The sequence below is a fragment of the Nonomuraea sp. NPDC050536 genome (assembly GCF_044457685.1).
In the GTDB taxonomy this organism is placed as follows: Bacteria; Actinomycetota; Actinomycetes; order Streptosporangiales; family Streptosporangiaceae; genus Nonomuraea.
This window is the reverse complement of sequence record NZ_JBITHD010000005.1, coordinates 136,225-157,676: the sequence shown is the minus strand read 5'-3', so window position 1 is coordinate 157,676 and position 21,452 is coordinate 136,225. Positions and strand designations below refer to the sequence as shown.

The window sequence follows — 21,452 nt, the reverse complement described above, 5'->3', positions numbered from 1 at the left end:
CTACTCTTCGTGGGCGATTGCCAACTAAGAGTAAAGGAGCTGGCATGCGGCGAGTAGTGGTGCTAGCCGCCTCGTCCCTGGCGGTGCTGGTGCTCGCGGGTGCGGCGCTGCTGCTGTCCGGCGACGACGCGCCGCAGGCGGCCGGGGTGGCGGAGACGGCCCCCGCGCCGGGCGATCCGCTCACGCCGGGCGAGGTCAGGCGCGCCACGGAGATCGCCATGGTGGGCTCGCGCGGCCACCTCGCGGCCGGCCGGGCCGAGCTGCTCTACGTCGAGCGCGACGACGACAAGGCCGAGCAGGACTCCCGGCGGGCCGAGGCCTACATCTACGACTACACGGCCGACTCGCTCATCGTCCGCACGGTCGACCTGGGCGAGGGCAAGGTCGTCAAGGAGTCGGCGGGCAAGGGCGTCCAGCCGCCGCCCTCGCCGCACGAGGAGCTGCGCGCGGGCGAGCTGCTGCTGGCCGACCCCAAGCTGGGCAAGGCCGTACGGCAGGCCTACGCCAGGGCGGCGGGCCGGCCCCTGCGTTCGGCGGCCGACCTGGGGCTGCGCGGGCTGATCTACACCGCGCCGAGCGGGCCGTGCGCGACCCACCGGTGCGTGCGGCTGTTCGTCCGGCTGCCCGGCGGCAAGTTCCTCGACACCAGCCGCATCGTCATCGACCTGTCGGCTGGGCAGGTCCGGACCCTGGAGTGGTGAGTTGTTCCTCCGACTGGCCTTAGCGGCCTTCGTCGCGGCCGCCGGACACGTCGTCCCGCCCGTGGCGACCACGGCGAACGCCAACGTGTGCGGCTCGCCGTACCGCATCGACGAGACCCTGCCCGACGGGGCGCGCTGGCGGATGTGCTGGGAGATGCGCAACGTCGAGGGGCTGACCCTCAACCGGGTCAGCTACACCCCCAAGGGCGGCGCCGAGGTGAGCGTGCTGCGCAGCGCGGCGCTCGCGCAGATCCACGTGCCCTACGACAGCGGCGAGCCGCGCTACCACGACATCGGGTCGCTCGGGCAGATGGCGATCCCGCTGACCGGCGCCGACTGCCCCGGTGGGGAGCGGCGCACGCAGCTGGTGTGCGTGACGACCAGGGAGCGCGGCCTCGGCTACCTCAAGGACGGCTACGGCGACCCGGCCGAGCGCAGGTCGCGGCAGGCACGCGAGCTGGTGGTGCTGTCGGCCTACCAGGTGGGCTGGTACACCTACATCGCCGAGTGGGTCTTCGGCGACGACGGCTCCATCACGCCACGGGTGGGCGCGACCGGCTCGCTGGCCGGGACCGTGACCTCGCCCGGTCACGGCTGGCCGATCGGGGTGGGCCGCAAGCACTTCGAGGAGTCGCACAGCCACAACATCTTCTGGCGGATGGACTTCGACATCCAGGGCAGCGCCCACGACGTGGTGGAGCAGTACGACTTCGCGGGCAACGGCACCGGGAAGCGCACCATGATCCGCACCCCCCTCACCCGCGAGGCCGGCGCCGTGAACCGGCCGATGCGCTGGTGGCGGGTGGTCGACCCGCGGGTACTCAACTCCGACCACCACCCGGTCTCCTGGCAGATCGACAACTCCGACAGCGCCGATTACCGGGGCCCTGCCGACGAGGCGTTCACCCACGCCGACCTGTACGTCACCCAGTACCACGCGTGCGAACGGCTGGCCACGATGAACGCGGCCCCGCACTGCCGCACGTCGGTCGACAGGTACGCGGGCCACGAACGCGTGACCGACCCGGTGGTCTGGGTGAACGTGGGCTTCCACCACGTGGCGCGCGACGAGGACGCCGACCCGATGCCGACCCACTGGCAGGGCTTCCGCGTCACGCCGCGAGACGTCTCTCCGCGGAACCCTTACTGATCATGAGGCGGACGCCGACCCCGGCCGTACGGACGATCAGCATGGCGAAGGCCATGAGGACGAAGAACGCGGCCCACGCGCCGGGGTCGGCGATGTGGTGGTCGGCCATGAACTCGCCCAGGCTCTGCCGGAACCCCGGCGAGTACTCCGCGCCGTAGACGAAGGCGATCCTGCCCAGCAGCGACACCACCCAGATCCCCAGGTACGGCCAGCCGGCGACGGTGTACCACTTGCCGTCCGCCCGCTCGACCCGCATGTTGGCCACCAGGGCGACCCCGAGCGCGACGCCGATGAGGGTGCCCCAGACCGCCAGCCACAGGGTGCCGCCCTCGAAGCGGACGTCGCCCAGGTACGTCGGCCCGAAGTAGGCCAGCGCGCCGAACGACAACAGCAGCCGCCACCACAGGATGCGGTGCCTGCCCATCTGGGTGAACAGGACCAGCAGCAGGAAGGCGCCGGAGAAGATCAGAGCCGCGGACATCGGGTCTCCTGAACGTGGGGGAATCCAACGCCTCCCGACGCTAGGTTTCCGCGGCCTCCGGCGGATCGGAGCCAGGGTGGGATCTGTCTCCACCCCCAGATGGAGTTCGCAGGGAATGTTCATCATGAGGACACTGGCGAGTCAGAGAACGGTTCCCTGGGCAGACTTGGGTCGCGTGTTGTAGGCCGGTTCCTCACCATCTGGCGGTGTCCATGTCCGTTTCACGTCGTAACTTCCTGCGCGGCGGCGCCGCGAGCATCATGATCGCCGGGAGCGTGGAGGCGATCGCCAACCCCGCCGCGGCCTCCACCGTCGGGTACGGCCCGCTGGTTCCGGACCCGAACGGGCTGCTGGCCCTGCCGCAGGGGTTCTCGTACAAGATCGTCGCCGAGGCGGGCAAGACGCTGCTGGAGAGCGGCGAGCCGACGCCGAGCGACGCCGACGGCACCGCGAGCTTTCCGAGCAGGAACGGGTCCACTCTGGTCAACAACCACGAGATCGGTGGCGGCGAGCCGTACCGGGTGCCGGCCCTGCAGGGCCTGACCTACGACCCGGGCGCGGGCGGCGGCACCACCAACATCGACGTCGACCGGCACGGCACGCGCGTCCGCGAGTACGTCAGCCTGGCCGGCACCCACAACAACTGCGCGGGCGGCAAGACGCCGTGGAACACCTGGCTCACCTGCGAGGAGACCGAGCAGAAGGCCGGCGGCGCCTTCCAGAAGGACCACGGCTACGTCTTCGAGGTCGACCCCTTCGACCAGCAGGCCAACCAGGACCCGGTGCCGCTGAAGTTCCTCGGCCGCTACTCACATGAGGCCGTCGCGGTCTCGCCGCGTGATGCCAGGATCTACCTGACCGAGGACGCCAACGGCCCGCATGGCCTGTACTACCGCTGGACGCCGCCGCGCGGCTTCCACGGCGGCAAGGGCACGCTGCGCGAGCTGGCCGCGGCCACCGGCGGCGACACGGCGGGCCAGCTGCAGGCCATGAGCTGCTACCACGGCTCGCAGCACATCGCCGACCTGTCCGAGGCCACCCGGCCCGGCACCCGGTACAAGGTGCGCTGGGTGGACGTGCCCGAGCGCGACGCCAAGACCACCTCGGTCCGCAAGCAGTTCACCGACGACCAGGTGACGCGCAGCCGCAAGCTGGAGGGCGCCTGGTGGTCGCACGGCGGCGCGTACTTCGTGGCCAGCTACGCCAGGCAGAGCGACGGCAGCGTCAACGAGCACGACGGGCAGGTGTGGTTCTACGACCCGGAGAGCGAGACGGTCACGCTCAAGACCATCTTCGGCGTCAACCCCGACCCCACCCAGGACACCGCTTTCGACGGCCCCGACAACATCACGGTCTCGCCGTACGGCGGGGTCATCCTGGCCGAGGACGGGGAGGGCATCAACCACCTGGTCGGCGTCACGCCTCGGGGGACGGCCTACCCGCTGGCGCGCAACGACTTCAACGACAGCGAGTTCACCGGGCCCAACTTCGACGTGACCGGGCGGATCCTGTTCGCCAACATCCAGACGCCGGGCTACGTCTTCGCGATCACTGGACCCTGGCAAGGCTAGTACGGCGGGCCTCCTGGAACCCGGTGATCTTCCAGACGACGACGGCGGCCAGCCCGGCCGCCACCACCACTACCCCGTCGATCACCGCGTCGAGGCGGTACGTCAGCGCGCTGACCTCCGGGAACACGGCACTGACCGCGATGCCGGAGAGATTACTGAGCAGCCAGGCCGCCCACCACGCCCGCACCAGCCCGGACCGGTGCTGTTGCGAGCGGTCGCCGGAGGCGTTCCAGATGTCGTCAACGATCCGCTTGGGGAACCAGAGGTTCACGACAGGCACGGCCCAGCCCCAGGTCAGCCACCTGCGACCGTGCCGATGCTCGTCCGGGCTCAGCACCTCGGCGTTGTCCCGCACCCGGTAGAGCCAGTTCACGAAGAGCAGGGCGGCCATGACGAACGTGCCGAAGAGCGTCATGGCGACGCCGTAGTCAGTGACGTCGCTCGCGTCGAACTGCGCCATGGAGACGCTGTCCGGATCGGCCACGTAGCGGTCCATCAGGGCGGCGTCCTGAAGGTCGGCCCATGCGGCCCCGATGTACGCGAGTGAGACAAGGGCCAACGCTGTCAGCGCGAACACGGCAGGCAGCCTGGCCGAGCGTAAGGGATGCATGGCGGGCAAGTATGGCGCGCGATCGGCCGGCGCGGAGGGATCTTCAGCGAAGAAGGGCCTCGGCGCGGGTGAGGGTTTCGCGGACGTTGGGCTCGTCGGTCAGCGCGTGCGCCTCGGGGAAGGTGAGCCAGCGCAGCTCCGCCCCCGGCTTCTCCGGCCGGATCTCCTCTGGCGAGTCCGTGGCCAGGATGTAGCGCAGGTCGGCGTGCTCGTGGGCGGGCTCGTGCGGCGCGGCGGGCACCGAGACGACGACCACGTGCACCAGATCCGAGCCCGGCAGCGGCTCGAGGTCGCGCAGGCCTGTCTCCTCGTGGCCCTCCCTGAGCGCCACCTCCAGCGGGTCCGTCTCCCCCGGGTCGGCATGGCCGCCGACCTGGATCCACGACTGCTGGCGGGCGTGCCAGCGCAGCAGCACGCGCCTGGTGGGCGGGTGCACGATCAGGGCGGAGGCGGTGAAGTGCATCGCCGTCGCCCGCGACCACGGATCGCCGTCGACGAGCGCGTCGCGGATCCTCGACAGATCGGCCGACTCCTGGGCGGTGGACGGGGAGTACCCGGGCAGGATCACGCCCGACAGCCTAGCCGCCTGCGCGAACAGCCCCTCCCGATGCCCTTGCAGCGGGTTCCGCAGGGATTGGGTAGACACGCGGGTTCCTGCGTAGAAAGCGAGCGCGGATGCGGCAGGATCGTGATCAACGGCCGAGAGTCCACGGTTTTCTCGCGCAATCCGTGATTAAAGCGGTGAAAGCGGGCAGGGCCTGGGATGGCCGGCCGGACTAGGGCAGGGTTAGGGGCATGCCGATGGCGACTGAGCTGGACCGCCTCGCAGGAGGGGCGCACCACGATCCGCATTCGATCCTCGGGGCGCACGCGGCGCCAGGAGGAATGACGTTCAGGTGCCTGCGACCGCTGGCCGAGCGCGTCCAGGTGGTCTTCGACGACGGCACGGCGCACGACCTGCGCCACGTGGCGCACGGCGTCTTCGAGGTCACCGTGCCGGGGCTGGACAAGGTCCCCGCGTACCAGCTGCGGATCCAGTATCCGGGCGGCGCGCCGTACGACATGCTCGACCCCTATCGGCACTGGCCGACGCTGGGTGAGGTGGATCTGCACCTCATCGGCGAGGGCAGGCACGAGCGGCTGTGGGAGGCGCTCGGCGCGCGGGTGCTGCGGCACGAGGACGTGGACGGCGTGGCGTTCGCCGTCTGGGCGCCGAACGCGCGGGGCATCCGCGTCGTGGGCGACTTCAACCACTGGGACGGACAAGGGCACCCGATGCGGTCGCTGGGCCGGTCGGGCGTGTGGGAGCTGTTCGTGCCCGGCCTCGGGCAGGGCCAGAGGTACAAGTTCCAGATCCTCGGCGCCGACGGTGTGTGGCGCGACAAAGCCGATCCCATGGCGAGAAGGACCGAGGTACCGCCGCAAACGGCCTCGGTCGTGGAGAAGTCGGAGCACGTCTGGGACGACGACGCGTGGACGACCCAGCGGACCGAGCAGCTGCCGCAGAAGTCCCCGATGAGCATCTACGAGGTACACCTCGGCTCCTGGCGCCCCGGACTCGGCTATCTGGAGCTGGCCGACCAGCTCGGCGAGTACGTCAGCGACCTGGGCTTCACCCACGTCGAGCTGATGCCGGTGGCCGAGCATCCCTTCGGCGGGTCCTGGGGCTACCAGGTGACCTCCTACTACGCCCCGACCGCCCGCTTCGGCTCCCCCGACGACTTCCGCACGTTCGTGGACCGGCTGCACCAGCGCGGCATCGGCGTGCTGCTCGACTGGGTGCCCGCGCACTTCCCGATGGACGACTGGGCGCTGGCCCGCTTCGACGGCACCCCGCTGTACGAGCACGCGGATCCGGCCAGGGGCGAGCACCCCGACTGGGGCACCTACGTCTTCGACTTCGGCCGCAGGGAGGTGCGCAACTTCCTGGTGGCCAACGCGGTGTACTGGCTCAAGGAGTTCCACGTCGACGGGCTGCGGGTGGACGCGGTCGCCTCGATGCTCTACCTCGACTACTCCCGGCGCGAGGGCGAGTGGACCCCCAACGTGTACGGCGGGCGCGAATACCTGGAGGCCGTCGACTTCCTCAAGGAGATGAACGCGGTCGCCTACCGCGAGGCGCCGGGCATCTCGACCATCGCCGAGGAGTCCACGGCCTGGCCGGGGGTCTCGCGCCCGGTGCACCTGGGCGGGCTCGGGTTCGGCTTCAAGTGGAACATGGGCTGGATGCACGACACCCTGGCCTACCTGCGGCACGAGCCGGTCTTCCGCCAGTATCACCACCACCAGCTGACCTTCTCCCTGATGTACGCCTACAGCGAGAACTTCGTGCTGCCGCTGTCGCACGACGAGGTCGTGCACGGCAAGGGCTCGCTGCTGGGCAAGATGCCGGGCGACGAGTGGCAGCGCTTCGCCCAGCTGCGGGCGCTGCTGGCGTTCATGTGGGCGCATCCGGGCAAGCAGCTGCTGTTCATGGGCGGCGAGTTCGGCCAGGGCTCGGAGTGGTCGGAGGAGCGCGGGCTCGACTGGTGGGTGCTGGAGTTCGACGGGCACCAGGGCGTGCAGAAGCTGGTGCGCGACCTGAACCACCTCTACCGCGCCACGCCCGCCCTGTGGGAGCAGGACATCTCGCCCGAGGGCTTCCGCTGGATCGACGCCGACGACGCGCCGGGCAACACCTTCTCCTTCATCCGCTACGCCGCCGACGGGTCCGCGCTGGCGTGCGTGGTCAACTTCAGCGGCGCGCCGCACGAGAATTACCGGCTCGGCCTGCCGTACGGCGGGCAGTGGGAAGAGGCGATCAACACCGACGCGTACGGATACTGGGGAAGCGGGGTCGGCAACCTGGGCGCGGTGGAGGCCGTCGAGGAGCCTCGGCACGGCCTGCCGTACTCCACCACGCTGCGCGTTCCCCCTCTCGGGGCGGTATGGCTGTATCACGAACGGTAATTCGCAGGAATCCCCCTCTGTCCGGGTGGGAAAAATCTTCCTAGACTCCGAGACGTGCGACTACGTCCTCTGATCGCGTCCGCGGCGTTATGCGCCGTCCTGATGCCGGCCGTACCGGCATTCGCCGACGGCCCGGTGCCGGTCCCGAGCGCGTCGGAGGACAAGCTCGAAGAGGGCTTAGCCGTCGACACCGGCAAGGTGCGGGCGATCGTCGAGCTGGCGAGCCCGGCCGAGAAGGCGCCCGTCGCGGCCCAGGCCACCTCCGACAGCCTGAACGTGGTGCTCAAGCCGGACACGCAGCCCTTCGTGGTCGTCGAGGGCAGCGCGGAGGAGCTGGCCGCGCTGGCCAAGGACCCGCGCGTCACCTCGATCCACCGTGACCGCGCCTTCCCGCCCGCCGCGGTGTCCAACCTGCAGCTGATCGGCGCCGACCAGGCGCACGCCAAGGGGTTCCAGGGCGCGGGACAGGTCGTGGCCGTGCTCGACACCGGCATCGACACCGACCATCCCTACCTGCAGAACAGGGTCGTGGGCGAGGCCTGCTTCTCCGCGGCCGACCAGGGCGCCGAGTCGCTGTGCCCGAACGGCCAGACCAGCGAGTTCGGCCCGCGAGCCGCCGACTCGATGACGGCCAAGTGCGTGGCCGACGGCGTGAACCTGTGCGAGCACGGCACCCACGTGGCGGGCATCGCGGCCGGCAGCGGCGGCGTCGCCCCCGCCGCGGGTATCTACGCGGTCCAGGTCTTCAGCCGCGTCAACGACCCCGACATCTGCGGCGAGCCGTCGTGCATCCTGGCCTTCGAGTCGTCGCTGCGCCTGGCGCTTGACCACGTCACCTCGATCACCGGCACCCTGCCGATCGCCGCGGTGAACATGAGCCTGGGCGGCCAGCTGTCGGAGTCTGCCTGCGACGACGACGTCTTCAAGCCCAAGATCGACGAACTGCTCGCCAAGGGCGTGGCCACCGTGGTCGCCGCCGGCAACGAGTCCTTCGAGGGCGCCTCGTTCCCCGGCTGCATCTCCTCGGCCGTGACGGTCGGCGCGGCCTCCGGCGACGACACGATCGCCGACTTCTCCAACCGCGGCGCGCTGCTCGACCTCTTCGCGCCCGGCGTCGACATCGACTCCTCGGTGCCGGACAACCAGATGGCCGTGCACAGTGGCACCTCGATGGCCGCCCCGCACGTGGCGGGCGCGATCGCGCTGCTCAAGGCCGCCTCGCCGCAGACGCCCGTGACGCAGCTGATCGACAAGCTCAAGCAGTACGGCCGGCCGTACGTCTACCAGGCCAACGGTGCGGAGGTACGCACTCCCCGCCTGGATCTCATGGCCGCCATCAACGGCTCGGGAACCCAGCCGCCGATCACCCAGAACCCGTCGGCGCCTCCCTCGGCCTCGCCCGAACCGTCGGGCAGCGGTCCCACCCCCGAGCCCTCCTCGCAGCCGTCCCAGCCGGACAAGCCCGCCCCGATCCCGCTTCCCACGGTCACCGTGACGGTCACGGTCACCGTCGCGCCCGCCGCCCCCGTCTGCACGCGCGGCACGGCCGTATCGCGCATGACAGCCGCGCAGTGGGTGGTGGAGATGCACCGCAACAGCGGCACGATCCCGGACGCCACGCTCACCTGCTACCTGGGCCTGGTCCAGAAGGCCAGCGCCGTCTTCCCCGAGCTGACCAAGGCCTCGTCGCTCGGCAAGGCCTACCGGGTACTCAAGTCCCCCAAGACGGACAGGGATCGCCTGGACAGCGCCCTGCTGGCGGGCTGGCTCAACTGGGCCCACGGCGTCAACGGCACGACCTCCCTCAAGGCCGCAGAGAAGACCCGCCTGAGCCCCAAATCCACCCCCACCACCCTCCAGAAGGCCGCCGCCACCCTCAGATGAGCGTCGTTCCTGCGATCACGGTCCTCGTTGGAGGGTCGCACCAAACGTGTGGCCCTCTATAGCGAGATGTGTCGCTTAGGGTGGCATTTATGGACGCAGGCAAGGTGATCTTCGAAACCGTTGACAGGCTTCGCCAGCGGCGCACCGGCCCGCTGGTGCTGGAGCTGGATCTCACCGAGGGGCTGACGGAAGGCCCGCCCGCGGACCCGCTCGCCGCTCTGCTGTCCATGCGCAGGCCGCGCCTGTCCGACGTGCTGGCGGGGCTGAAGCGGGCCCGGCAGGACTCCAGGGTCAAGGCGCTGATCGTGAAGATCGGCGGGAACCTGGGGCTGGCCATGGTGCAGGAGCTGCGCCAGGCCGTCGTCCAGTTCCGCGCGTCGGGCAAGCTGACCGTGGCCTTCGCCGAGACGTTCGGCGAGTTCGGCAACGGGACCGTGCCGTACTACCTGGCCAGCGCGTTCGAGCGCGTCTACCTGCAGCCCAGCGGCGACGTCGGCCTGACCGGCGTGGCGCTGGAGCAGCGCTTCGTCAAGGGGGCGCTGGGCAAACTGGGCGTCGGGTACGAGCTGGGACAGCGGCACGAGTACAAGACCGCGGCCAACACCTTCACCCAGGAGCACATGACCGAGCCGCACCGGGAGTCGATGACCCGGATCGTGGAATCGGTGGTCGAGCAGATGATCGCCGGGATCGCCGACGGGCGCAGGCTGGATCCCGAGAAGGTGCGCGAGCTGATCGACCGGGGCCCCTTCATCGGCTCCGAGGCGCTCGAGGCCGGGCTCGTCGACGGGCTCGCCTACCGCGACGAGGTGTACGACGAGGTCAAGAAGGCCGGCGGGGCCGACACCCACCTGCAGTTCGTCTCCCGGTACCAGCGCGGCGCCGCCGTACGCAAGCTGCCGCATCCGACCGCGCCGAGCATCGCGCTCGTCCACGGGAACGGGCAGATCAGGATGGGCCGCAGCGGGCGCAGCCCGCTCGGCGGGGGCGGCGCGATGGGCTCGGACACGGTCAGCGCCGCACTGCGGTCGGCGCGGCGGGACGAGCACGTCAAGGCCGTGGTGTTCCGGGTCGACAGCCCCGGCGGATCGTACGTGGCCTCGGACACGGTCTGGCGCGAGGTCGTGCTGACGCGGCAGGTCAAGCCGGTCATCGTGTCGATGGGCGATCTGGCGGCCTCGGGCGGCTACTTCGTGTCGATGGGCGCGGACGTGATCGTCGCCCAGCCGGGCACGCTGACCGGGTCGATCGGCGTCTTCGGCGGCAAGCCGGTCCTGTCGGAGCTGCTCGACAAGATCGGCATAAATTCGGAGATGGTGGCTGAGGGGGCTAACGCGGGGATGTTCTCCGCCACGCGCGCCTTCTCGCCCGAGGAGTGGGAGCGGGTCAACGCCTGGCTCGACCGGATCTACGATGACTTCGTGGGCAAGGTCGCCGAGGGGCGCAAGCTCACCCGCGACAGGGCCCACGAACTGGCCCGCGGCCGCGTCTGGACCGGCGCGGACGCCCATGAGCGCGGCCTGGTCGACGAGCTTGGCGGGCTCGAGGACGCGCTCGCGATCGCCCGCAAGCGCGCCTCCCTGCCGGACGGCGCGCCCGTGCGCAGCTACCCGCGCCTCCACCCGCTGGAGCGCCTGCGCGGGCCCGAGTCCAGCGAGGACAAGGCCGCCGCGCTCGCCCGGATCCGCCTCGAGTCCTGGGGTCCCCTGGCCCGCCTCTCCGCCGACCTCGGCCTGCCCCTCGCGGGTCCGCTCGCCCTGCCCTCCTGGTACCGGATCAGCTGACACCTGTACGGCGAGCCGCCGCAACCGGCCGCCCGCCCTACGGGGCTGACGACGCGCGTCACGGGCACGCGGGCTGGTAGGGCAGGTCGGGGGCGTACTGGTGCCACTCCTCCCGCGTCAGCGAACGGGCAGCGCGGGTGCAGACGGCGGCCAGGACCGCGGAGGGGTTCAGTGGGATGTCGTGGTAGGTGCCGTCGTGGCCGATGACGCGGAGATGCGTGCCGTCCGCTGTGAAGGCGGCGCGGGTTTCCGGGGCGTAGTCGGTGGAGTGGGCGACGGCGGCGGGCCAGGGCATGCCTAGCTGGGTGCCCGTGCGGAGGTCGAAGAGGGCGACCCAGTCACCGTAGAGGACGGCGAGCAGGGAGCCGTCGCGCGAGATGGACGCGGCGGTGACGTCGCCGTTGACGCGGAACAGGCGTCCAGTGGGCTGCCAGGTGCGCGTGTCCCAGAGGGCCACGGTCCTGGTGCCGCTCGGCGCCGCCGCGAGGTCACCGCTGGGCGAGAGCGCGAGCCACCGGTTCGGATTGGTACGGGACGTCACACGCTTCGTGGTGAGGTCGATCAGCGTCATCCCCAAGGGGTCGCCGGTGGTCAGGTAGCGGCTGTCGGCGCTGAAGAGCGCGATCGTGGAGGTGGACAGGTGCGAGCGCCTGAACAGCTGCTTGCGCGTGCGGGCGTCGTAGACGACCACGGCGCCATGAGCGTAGTAGTCGTTGTCCTGGATGTAGGTCACCGCGAGCAAGCGTCCGTCGGGGCTGAAGGAGTGGCTGGCGCTTGCGCCGAGGAGCGGCAGTTCGACCGTGCCGAGCGCGCGCCCCGACCTGGCGTCCCAGAAGCGCAGCGGCCCCACGGTGGAGTCGCTGCTCGTGACGACCGTCTTGCCGTCGGGGCTGACCGCGACGCCGAGGTCACTGTTGGCCGCCTCGTCGCGGGGCACCTCGATCGTGGTGCCGTGCTCTCGCAGAGAAGGAATCGTCAGCGTGTGCACCCGGTTGGCGACCGCCGTGGCGGCCAGGGTGCCGTCGGCGGTGAGTTGCGCCGTCCCCGCACCTGGCGGGGTGGACAAGACGGTTCCCGTCAGCTGAGCGATGTCATAGACGGTCACCTGTCCGGTGTCGTCGAGCAGGGTCAGGAGCCGGTTGCCCCGGCTGAACCTGGGCAGTTCGTTCACCCGGGCGGAAAGCGTGAAGCGCAGCAGCCGGGCCCCGTCCCGGACGCGCCAGAGCGTCACAGTGGTGTTGTCGATCCCTGTCGTGGTGATCAGGAAGGCCCCGTCGGCGCTGAAGCTCGCCTGGTCGCCCTCGTGGAGCTCATCGAAGGAGATCTTGGTGGGCTTGCCCGCCGCCACGTCCCACAGCCTGCCCGCGGCCACGGCGTAACGGCCGTCGGCGGTGAAGGCGTCGGCCACGCCGGGAATCCGGAGGCCGCTCCAGGTGCCGAGCCCGGGAAGCGCCACGGTCTTCTTGCCGGACATCACGAACCGGTCCCCCGGCCCCACGGCGTACCAGAGCGCGTCCTTGGCCAGAACCCGGCGCGTGGCCACGCTCCACAGGGCCGCATGCGGCCCGCCCCCGCCGCTGAAGGCGGTCAGGTAGCCACTGCCGGGGCTGAAGCGCAGGACCGTGGCGGGATCGAACCCCGGCAGAGCCCCCTCACCGAGCGCCTTCCCGGTACGCAGGTCCCACAGCGCGATCTTCTGGTCCAGGCCGAGCGCGAGCGTGTTCCCGCTGACCGCGGCGCCGCCGAAGGGCGTCACCTGGCTGACACGGAAGGACGTCTCCCGCTTACCCGACAGCACGTCGTACACCGCCACTTTCCCGCCGCCCGCGCTGATCAGACGGCTGCCGTCAGGGGTGAGCGTCCGCGTGGTGTTGGCCAGCGCCGGGTCCTTGAAGACGCGGTACTCCTGCTGCGCCAGCGAGCTGAACACGGCGGCCCTGGCCTCGGGCACCGGGGCGAGGCGGTAGGCGGCGGCGCTGAGCAGCATGGCGCGCACCGGGTCGGTCTTGCGCAGTGAGTCGGCCTGCAGCGCCAGGTTCCTGGCCGCCGCCTGGGTGCGCGCCAAGGCCAGGTCCCGCTCGCTCGCGTCGCCGCGCAGCGACTGCTGCCAGGCCATCGCCCCGGCCGTGAGCGCCACGACCAGCAGCCCCGCCAGGCCGGTCACGACCAGGCGGCGCCGCCCGCGCTGGCGGGCCGACTGGGCGCGGCTCTCCTCCAGGAAGGCCCGCTCGACCGGGTTGAGGGTCAGCTGGGACGGCACGTCGGCCGCCCACGCCAGCGCATCCCGCAGTGCCGTACCGCGCAGCAGGTCCTCCGCATGGCGGCCGCCGTCGAGCCAGCGGCGGGCCGCCTCGCCCAGCCTGCGGTGGCGGCGCAGCGCGTCGCGGTCGCCGGAGACCCAGGCGTTCAGTCGCGGCCAGGCGCGTAACAACGCGGCCTGGCGGACCGCGAGCGTGTCCTGGCCGCGCTCGATGAGCGCGGCCTGCTCGAGCGCGGCGACCACCGGCTCGGCCGCCGCGGGATCGGGCAGCTCGCCGAGCGCGGCCCGCCGCGGCGACTCGTCCGTGTCGTGCACGTCGACCAGCCGGAGCAGCACCTGCCTGGCGACCTCGCGCCCGTCGGCGGTCAGCGCGGCGTAGACGCGTTCGGCGACCGCGCCCAGCGGGGGAGTTCCGGCCAGTTCCGAAGGGGGGCGGACCGCCGCGGCCGTCCTGGCGCCGTCCGACAGCGAGGCGCGCGTGCCGAGCAGGTGCATCAGTAGCTCCTGCGCGGTGGGCCGCTCCCCCGGCTCCTTGCCCAGGGCGGCGGCCACCAGCTCGCGCAGGCCCTCGGGGATGTGGGTCAGGTCGATCGAGGCGGTCAGCAGCCGGTTGATGACCGCGACGGTGGTGGGCGCGGCGAAGGCGTCCCTGCCGGTGGCGGCGAAGTAGGCCATGGCGCCCCAGGCGAACACGTCGGCCGCCGGCTCGACCTGGCCCCCGTCGAACAGCTCGGGCGCCATGTACATGGGCGTGCCGACCAGCTCGCCCGTCGAGGTCATCGACAGCCCGACGGTCCTGGCGATGCCGAAGTCGATCACGCGCGGCCCGTCGGGGCCGAGCAGCACGTTCTCCGGTTTGAGGTCGCGGTGCACCACGCCGGCCTGGTGGATCGCGGCCAGCGCGGTCGCCATGCCGACGACCAGCCGGTGCAGCCCGTCGCCCGTCACCGGTTCGGTGATGGCGCGGCGCATGCTGGGGCCCGGGACGAACTCACTGACGATGTAGGGCCGCTCGCCGGTCAGATCGTGGTCGAGCACGCGCGCCGTACAGAAGGCCGCGACGCGCTGCGCCGCGGTCACCTCCCTGACGAAGCGCCGCCGCAGCTGGTGGTCGCCGGGCAGGTAGGCGTGCAGCACCTTGACCGCCACCCGGTTGGCGGCCTCGTCGTACCCCTCGTAGACGACGCCCTGTCCCCCGGATCCGAGCCTGCCGGCCAGCCAGTAGCCGCCGAGCCGTTCAGGGTCCCCCGCGCGTAGCGGCTCAGAACTCATGTGCTGTTAGACGCACATGTCACTCTTTTGTTCAGTACGGCGCGTTACACCGGGCGGTACCGGCCGCGCAGCCGTACCAGAGGCTGGAGAGAAGACGTCACGTACGTGACGCCCAGCACCCCGGCGATGAAGAGCGTGTGATCACCCGCGGGCACCACCTGGGAGGTCTCCACCTCCAATGCGGCCACCCCGCCCTCGACGATCAGGGCGTCGCTGTGCCGGCCGCGGTGGTGCGGGACTCCGGCGACCAGGTGGCGGGCGCTGGGCCGGCCCGCGGTGGCGAAGCGGCTGGCGATCGCGGCCTGCCCCGCCGACAGCAGGGAGGCCGCCCAGCGGTCCTGGCGCAGCAGCACCTCCGCCAGGTAGCCGCTGCTGGTCAGCGAGGCCAGGATCAGCGGCGGCTCCAGCGAGACCGACATCAGCGCCGAGACGGTGACCCCGAGGTCGTCGCGGTCGTCCCTGACCGTGATCACCGCGACCCCGGCCGCCAGCTGCGTCATCGCCTCCGTGAACTCGCTCACGAGGAGGGCCTCCGAACGCCGGAGACCCTCCTCGCGCGGGTCAGCCGAGGCCGTTGGAGGTCAGCCATTCCTTGGCCACCGTGGCGGCGTCTTCCTTGTCGATGGACAGCTTCTTCATCATCTCGACGAGCTGGTCCGTGGTGAGCTTGGCGGAGATCGCGTTGAGCGTGGAGGTGACGGTGTCGTTCACCCCGGCCTTGTTGACCAGCGGGGTGATGTTCTGGGCACTGAAGACGCTCTTCGGGTCCTCCAGCGACACCATGTTGTTGATCAGGATCTTGGGGTCGGTCGTGAAGACGTTGCCCGCCTGGATCGTGCCGTTCTTGATGGCGTCGGCGGTGGTGTCACCGGTGGGCTTCCACTCCTTGAACGCCAGGCCGTACACGTCCTTGAACTGCTGCTCGCGGCGCTTCTTGAACTCCGGCGGGCCGCCCACGGCCATGTCCTTCGACACCTTGGCCAGGTCCTCGATGGTCTTGAGGCTGTACTTGGCCGCGGTGTCCTTGGTGACCGTCAGGGAGTCGTTGTCCTGGGCCGCCGAGGAGTCGAGGATGTCCAGCTCGGGCGGGAGCTTGCTCTTCAGCTCGGTGTTGACCTGGTCGGTCGAGGCGGCCGTGGTCTTGGGGTCGAGGTAGGCCAGCAGCGCGCCGTTGTACTCGGGGAGCACCGTGAGACCGCCACTCTTGATCTGGCCGATGAGCACCTCGCGGCTGCCGATGTTCGGCTTCTCCTCCACGTCGACGCCCTTGGCCTTGAGCGCCTGGGCGTAGATCGAGCCGAGCAACACGTTCTCGGGGAAGTTGGCGGAGCCTACGACGACCTTGCCGCCCGCCGCCGCGGAGGAGCCGGAGGGCGCGGCGCTGGCGCTGGTGAGCGGGTTGCCCCCGCCGCCGCACGCCGACAAGGCGAAGATCGCCGCGGTGACGACCGCCGCGGTGCCGAAAATGCGTCTCATAGTGAGATTCCCTTTCTTAGCGGGGGGTATTGCAGACATTAGCGGACTCGCACGCGCTGGCTCACCCCAGGGGAGACGGTTATCCTCTGGGCGATCGTGAACACCGCCTGCGCGGCGAGCGCGAACAGCACAATCAGTACTGAACCCCCGACCACCTGGCTGTAATCCTGGGTCGCCAGTCCGTCGATGATGTAACGCCCGAGACCTCCCAATCCGACGTAGGCCGCGACCGCCGCGGTGGCCACGACCTGCACCGCCGCCAGCCGTAGCCCCAGCATGATGAGCGGGAGCGCGACCGGCACCAGAACCCTGAACAGGACCTGCGGCCCGCGCAGGCCCATCCCGTAGGCCGCGTCCCGCAGCTCCGGGTCGGCTCCGCGGATGCCCTCGAAGGCGTTGACCAGGATGGGCGGCACGCTCAGCGCCACCAGCGGGATCAGCACCGGCCAGATCGACCCGGTGCCGAGCAGCAGCACGAGCAGCACGAGCAGGCCCAGCGTGGGCAGCGCCCTGGCCAGGTTGGCCGCGACCACGACGACCACGCTGCCGCGGCCGGTGTGGCCGATGAGCAGCCCGAGCGGCACCCCGATCAGCGCGGCCAGCACCAGGGCCAGCACCGAGAAGCCGAGATGCTCGAGCAGCCTGACGGGGATGCCGTCGGGGCCCGACCAGTTGTCCGGGTTGCCGAAGAAGTCGAAGAGGTAGTTCATCGTGCCCTCCTCGCCCGCACCCACGGCGTGAGCAGCCGCTGCACGGTCAGGACGATGCCGTCGGCGACGAGGGCCAGCAGCACGATCAGCACGATGCCCACGATCGCCGGGGTGTAGAAGTCACGCTGGAAGGCGTCGATGAAGTAGTTGCCGAGCCCGCCCTGCCCGATCAGCGCGCCGACGCTGACCAGGCTGATGCTCGAGACCGCGACCACGCGCACTCCGGCGAGCACGACGGGGACCGCGATCGGCAGCTCGACCCCGATCAGCCGCCGCAGCGGCGTGTACCCCATCGCGACGGCCGACTGGCGCACGTGGTCGGGCACCGAGCCGAGCCCGTCGACCACGGCCGGGATGAGCACGGCCAGCGCGTACAGCGTCAGCGGGATGATCACCGTGGTGTAGGTGAACCCCGTCATCGACAGCAGGATCGTGAACAGCGCCAGCGACGGCAGCGCGTACACCGTGTTCATCAGTCCCGCGACCGGCTGGTAGAGCCAGCGCCAGCGCACGCAGGCCAGGCCCAGCGGCAGGGCCAGGATCAGGCCGAGGATCACCGGAACGCCTGCCATCACGGTGTGCGCCTGGAGCAGGTTGACGATGCTGTTGGGCGTGTCGTTGTCCCAGTTGCTCGTCACCCAGCTCCACTTGAACAGCGGCTGCTGGTCATCCATCCGCGGCCTCCGACAGCGCCTCGTCCAGCGCCTCCCTGGTGGCCACGCCCACGACCTTGCCGTCGCCGTCCACCGCCGCCGCGCAGCCCGAGGGCGACAGCAGGGCCGCGTCCAGCGCCGTGCGCATCGACGACTCGCCGTAGGTGAACGTCCCGTACGGCTCCACCTCGCCGGGCCTGTCGCGGGAGATCCAGCCCACCGGGCGGTCGTCGGGGGTGACCATGAGCAGCCACGGCTCGTCCGAGGCGCCCTCGAAGCCCTCGGGCACGGTCAGGTCCGTGCGCAGCCGCAGGCCGTCGGCCTTGATGAACTGCAGGCGCCTGATGCCCCTGTCGTGGCCCAGGAACTCGCGGACGAAGTCGTCGGCGGGGTCCGACAGCAGCGTCTTCGGATCGGCCAGTTGGGCCAGCTTGCCGCCCACGCGCAGCACCGCCACCCGGTCACCGAGCTTGATGGCCTCGTCGATGTCGTGGGTGACGAAGACGATGGTCTTGTTCAGCTCGGACTGCAGGCGCAGCAGCTCGTCCTGGAGGCTGGTGCGGACGATCGGGTCGACGGCGCTGAACGGCTCGTCCATGAGCAGCACCGGCGGGTCGGCGGCCAGCGCCCTGGCCACGCCCACGCGCTGCTGCTGCCCGCCGGACAGCTGGAAGGGATACCTGTTGGCCAGCGCCGGGTCGAGCCCGACGCGTTCCAGCAGCTCCATGGCCCGGTCGCGGGCCTTCTTCTTGTCCCAGCCGAGCAGGTAGGGCACGGTCGCGATATTGTCGATGATCTTCCTGTGCGGGAAGAGTCCTGCCTGCTGGATGACGTAGCCGATGCCGCGGCGCAGCGTCGGCGGGTCGATCCCTTGCACGGGCTCTCCGTCGAGGAGGATCTGACCCTCGCTGGCGTCGATCATCCTGTTGATCATCCGTAGGGACGTCGTCTTACCGCAGCCCGAGGGACCGACGAACACGGTGATCTCGCCGGTGGGCGCCTCGAGGGTGAGGCAGTCAACGGCGACCGTTCCATCTGGGTAGCGTTTGGTGACAGCGTCGAATGTGATCACGCGCGACCTTCCGCTTTCTGGCAGGGCCGCGGCCCCCCTGCCACGACCGCCGCATGATCTATTGAACGACCACCCTACGGGGATCCGCCCTGGTCTGTCCCCCCACCCCGCCCTTAAACGCTTCACCCGACACCGACTTTTAACACGACCGCAATTAACCCCTCGCGCGATACCGCCGGACCCGGCCGCCTGGGGCGCGACGGGCGCGTCAGGGAGGTGTGATGGGTTTCATATCAAATCTGGATCTAATAGTGCGGGGGAGATGCGGGAGTTGGCATGATTGACCTCACAATCTTCGACGCCGCCCCCTCACCCCCTGCGTCCCGATAACTGCCAGAGGATCGGCTCAGTGACCACTTCGCTCACCGATCAGCGCTCGCGTGCCCGCCTGATCGCCGAGCTCTACGACCGTCACGCCACCGGGCTGTTCGCGTACTGCGCCGACCAGCTCGGCGACCCGGGCTCGGCGGCCGACGCGCTGGTCGCCGTGCTGGCCGGCGTTCCCGCCGTGCCACCGCCGCGCGCCGCGCTGTACGCCTGCGCCCGCCGGGAGATCCAGCGGCGCGACATCGTCTACTCGCCGCCGGTCGTCGACCCGCTCGTCGACCCGGCCTCCGCGCTGGTCGAGCGGACGCTGCGCGAGCTGCGCCCGCACCAGCGCGAGGTGCTGCTGCTGTGCGAGGTGTGCCGCCTGGACAGGGCCGAGCTGGCCTGGGTGCTCGACGTCGCCCCCGACACCGCGGAAGAGCTGGCGATCAGCGCCGCGCACCGCTTCCGCCAGACGCTCGCCACCGCGCTGGCCTACACGGGCGCGCGAGTCCCCGAGCCGGTGGCCGACGTGTACGGCGCGCTCGAGGTGGCGCCGCTGCGCGACGTGCTCGGCCGCCTGCCCTGGCCCGCGCCGCCCGCCTCGCTGCGCGTGTACTTCGCGGGATCCCGTACGGCTCCCGCCGCGCCGCTGTTCGTCAAGCCGCTGTGGCCCGTGCCGCCGCGCTGGCCGCTTCCCCTCGGCGAGGCCGATCCGGCGACCAGCACCGGGATCTTCCCCGCCCACCTGCTGGCCAAGGTGCACGACCGCCCGGCGCCCGAGGTGCACGACTACTCCGCGCCGGACGTCTCCGACCGGGACCACGAGGCGACCACCGCCCCCATGCCCCGGCTCAGGCACCCGATCGCCAGGCCGATGATGCTGTCGGCGCCGGTGCCCGCCGACGTGCTGGACGACGATCCCGTCACCCAGGAGCTGCCGGCCGTGGGCGACGTGCTGGTGGCCGGCTCAAGGGAAAGCCTCTTCACGCCTCCTCCGCGGGGCAGGGAACCCGTCTACCTGATGCCGGAGCAGCCCGCCGTACAGGACGCGCTCGCCGTAGAGGACTCGACCGCCGCAGCCGAGCCCACGATTACCGAGCGACCCGCAGAAGCCGGCGACACGGCGACAGCCGAGCCCGCCGCGCCGCGGAAGGGGACGGCGAAGAAGAAGTGGAAGGTGCGGCGGGAGCATCACTACGACTGGCTGTGGGAGCTGGTCGGGTTCCTGATCTGCGTGGCGATCGCGATGATCGTGTTCTTCTCGATCCCGTCGATCGTCAGCCCGTGATCACATCGTGTGGAGGATCAGCCCGATGTGGGTGAAGTAGTTCAGCGCGCCGAACAGCGTGAACGCCAGCCCGGCGAGCCCCCAGCACACCCCGCAGACCGTGGCCGTTTGTTACCCTGCGTTACCGCTCAGAATCAGACCGCTCGTGGGGACGCCCGTGCCCGCGGTGACCAGCACGTTGTGGACGCCGGACACCTGGTTGACCGAGGTGCCGCGGATCTGGCGCACGGCCTCGGCGATGCCGTTCATGCCGTGGATGTACGCCTCGCCCAGCTGGCCCCCGTGCGGGTTGACCGGCAGGCGGCCGTCGAGTTCGATGCCGCCGTCGCGGATGTAGTCCTTGGCCTCGCCCCGCCCGCAGAAGCCCAGCTCCTCCAGCTGGGCCAGGACGAACGGGGTGAAGTGGTCGTAGAGGATGGCCGTCTGGATGTCGGCCGGGGACAGCCCCGACATCTCCCACAGGCCCCCGCCGACCACCGACATCTCCGGAAGGCCGCTCATGTCGTCGCGGTAGTAGCTGGTCATCATCATCTGCCCGGCGCCCGAGCCCTGCGCGGCCGCCGTGATCACGGCCGGTGACCTGCGCAGGTCGCGGGCGCGCTCGGCGGAGGTGACGACCAGGGCGACCGCGCCGTCGCTCTCCTGGCAGCAGTCGAGCAGGTGCAGCGGCTCGACCACCCACCGCGACGCCTGGTGCTCGGCCAGCGTGATGGGCCGCTGGTAGAACCAGGCGGCCGGGTTCGTGGCGGCGTGCCTGCGCATGGCCACCGCGACCCGCCCGAAGTCCTCGGAGGTCGCGCCGTAGGTGTGCAGGTAGCGCTGAGCGAACATGGCCACCCACGCGGCCGGGGTCATCAGTCCGTAGGGCACGTGCCAGCTCATCTCCAGGCCCTGCGACGACGGCTCCGCGCCGAGCCCGGCGTCCGGCTGGCCGAACCTGCGGCCCGAACGCTCGTTGAAGGCCCGGTAGCACACCACGGCGTCGGCGACGCCGGTGGCGACGGCCATCGCGGCCTGCATCACGGTCCCGCAGGCGGCTCCCCCGCCGTAGTGCACGCGGGCGAAGTACGTCAGGTCGCCGGCGCCGATCTCGCGGGCGACGGCGATCTCCTGGTTGGCGTCCTGGGTGTAGGTGACCATGCCGTCGACGTCCTGCGGCGTCAGCCCGGCGTCGTCGAGCGCCGCGAACACCGCCTCGGCGGCCAGCTGCAACTCCGAGCGTCCCGAGTTCTTGCTGAACTCGGTCGCGCCGATGCCGGCGATCGCGGCCTTGCCCTTCAAC

Annotated in this window: 17 protein-coding genes; 7 read left to right on the top strand and 10 right to left on the bottom strand. The window is 70.7% G+C overall.

Going from position 1 to position 21,452, the window contains the following annotated elements; genetic code table 11:
- Positions 1 to 44: 44 nt before the first annotated feature.
- Both ACIBHX_RS16730 and ACIBHX_RS16725 read left to right on the top strand, forming a co-directional pair.
- A complete protein-coding gene (locus ACIBHX_RS16730) occupies positions 45 to 701 on the top strand; it encodes a hypothetical protein (protein ID WP_397067975.1) in 657 nt (218 codons plus the stop codon).
- Between the two features lies 1 nt (position 702).
- On the top strand, positions 703 to 1,851 hold the full coding sequence (locus ACIBHX_RS16725) for a copper amine oxidase (protein ID WP_397067974.1): 1,149 nt from the start codon (positions 703 to 705) through the stop codon (positions 1,849 to 1,851).
- On the opposite strand, the gene ACIBHX_RS16720 is transcribed toward ACIBHX_RS16725, so the two are convergent.
- Positions 1,814 to 2,332 (bottom strand): hypothetical protein, encoded by a 519-nt coding sequence (locus tag ACIBHX_RS16720; protein ID WP_397067973.1) that lies wholly within the window; start codon positions 2,330 to 2,332, stop codon positions 1,814 to 1,816. The two genes, ACIBHX_RS16725 and ACIBHX_RS16720, sit on opposite strands and share 38 nt — an antisense overlap.
- 212 nt (positions 2,333 to 2,544) lie before the next feature.
- Here ACIBHX_RS16720 and ACIBHX_RS16715 point away from each other — a divergent pair, with 212 nt between their 5' ends.
- On the top strand, positions 2,545 to 3,903 hold the full coding sequence (locus tag ACIBHX_RS16715) for an alkaline phosphatase PhoX (protein WP_397067972.1): 1,359 nt from the start codon (positions 2,545 to 2,547) through the stop codon (positions 3,901 to 3,903).
- On the opposite strand, the gene ACIBHX_RS16710 is transcribed toward ACIBHX_RS16715, so the two are convergent.
- Entirely contained in the window at positions 3,881 to 4,513 is a 633-nt protein-coding gene (locus tag ACIBHX_RS16710; protein ID WP_397067971.1) for a DUF4328 domain-containing protein, read from the bottom strand. The genes ACIBHX_RS16715 and ACIBHX_RS16710 overlap by 23 nt on opposite strands.
- Positions 4,514 to 4,556: 43 nt before the next feature.
- Positions 4,557 to 5,159, bottom strand: a complete 603-nt coding sequence (locus ACIBHX_RS16705) for an NUDIX hydrolase (RefSeq protein WP_397067970.1) — start codon at positions 5,157 to 5,159, stop codon at positions 4,557 to 4,559.
- 155 nt (positions 5,160 to 5,314) lie between these two features.
- On the opposite strand from ACIBHX_RS16705, the gene glgB reads away from it, so the two are divergent.
- From glgB to sppA, 3 genes are all read left to right on the top strand, one after another.
- Complete coding sequence (glgB, locus tag ACIBHX_RS16700) at positions 5,315 to 7,462, top strand: 1,4-alpha-glucan branching protein GlgB (protein WP_397068330.1); 2,148 nt, start codon at positions 5,315 to 5,317, stop codon at positions 7,460 to 7,462.
- 54 nt (positions 7,463 to 7,516) lie between these two features.
- Entirely contained in the window at positions 7,517 to 9,346 is a 1,830-nt protein-coding gene (locus tag ACIBHX_RS16695) for a S8 family peptidase (protein ID WP_397067969.1), read from the top strand.
- Between the two features lie 89 nt (positions 9,347 to 9,435).
- On the top strand, positions 9,436 to 11,130 hold the full coding sequence (sppA, locus tag ACIBHX_RS16690) for a signal peptide peptidase SppA (RefSeq protein WP_397067968.1): 1,695 nt from the start codon (positions 9,436 to 9,438) through the stop codon (positions 11,128 to 11,130).
- A 58-nt stretch (positions 11,131 to 11,188) separates the two neighbouring features.
- Here sppA and ACIBHX_RS16685 read toward each other — a convergent pair whose 3' ends face one another.
- Genes ACIBHX_RS16685 through ACIBHX_RS16660 form a run of 6 tightly spaced genes read right to left on the bottom strand, consistent with a single transcriptional unit; the run spans position 11,189 to position 18,573 of the window.
- A complete protein-coding gene (locus ACIBHX_RS16685; RefSeq protein WP_397067967.1) occupies positions 11,189 to 14,662 on the bottom strand; it encodes a protein kinase in 3,474 nt (1,157 codons plus the stop codon).
- 44 nt (positions 14,663 to 14,706) lie between these two features.
- Positions 14,707 to 15,183: a flavin reductase family protein gene (locus tag ACIBHX_RS16680; protein ID WP_397067966.1), complete on the bottom strand. Its 477-nt coding sequence runs from the start codon at positions 15,181 to 15,183 to the stop codon at positions 14,707 to 14,709.
- 40 nt (positions 15,184 to 15,223) lie between these two features.
- Positions 15,224 to 16,138, bottom strand: a complete 915-nt coding sequence (locus tag ACIBHX_RS16675) for an ABC transporter substrate-binding protein (protein ID WP_397067965.1) — start codon at positions 16,136 to 16,138, stop codon at positions 15,224 to 15,226.
- A gap of 38 nt (positions 16,139 to 16,176) precedes the next feature.
- Complete coding sequence (locus ACIBHX_RS16670; protein WP_397067964.1) at positions 16,177 to 16,848, bottom strand: ABC transporter permease; 672 nt, start codon at positions 16,846 to 16,848, stop codon at positions 16,177 to 16,179.
- Entirely contained in the window at positions 16,845 to 17,522 is a 678-nt protein-coding gene (locus tag ACIBHX_RS16665) for an ABC transporter permease (RefSeq protein ID WP_397067963.1), read from the bottom strand. The genes ACIBHX_RS16670 and ACIBHX_RS16665 overlap by 4 nt, the downstream gene beginning before the upstream one ends.
- The gene (locus ACIBHX_RS16660) at positions 17,515 to 18,573 is read right to left on the bottom strand and encodes an ABC transporter ATP-binding protein (protein WP_397067962.1); all 1,059 of its coding nucleotides are present in this window, start codon (positions 18,571 to 18,573) and stop codon (positions 17,515 to 17,517) included. Before ACIBHX_RS16660 ends, ACIBHX_RS16665 begins: the two co-directional genes overlap by 8 nt.
- 349 nt (positions 18,574 to 18,922) lie before the next feature.
- On the opposite strand from ACIBHX_RS16660, the gene ACIBHX_RS16655 reads away from it, so the two are divergent.
- Positions 18,923 to 20,170: a hypothetical protein gene (locus ACIBHX_RS16655; protein WP_397067961.1), complete on the top strand. Its 1,248-nt coding sequence runs from the start codon at positions 18,923 to 18,925 to the stop codon at positions 20,168 to 20,170.
- 111 nt (positions 20,171 to 20,281) lie between these two features.
- Here the strand turns inward: ACIBHX_RS16655 and ACIBHX_RS16650 are convergent, their stop codons facing one another.
- A complete protein-coding gene (locus tag ACIBHX_RS16650; RefSeq protein ID WP_397068329.1) occupies positions 20,282 to 21,451 on the bottom strand; it encodes a lipid-transfer protein in 1,170 nt (389 codons plus the stop codon).
- Position 21,452: the final 1 nt, after the last annotated feature.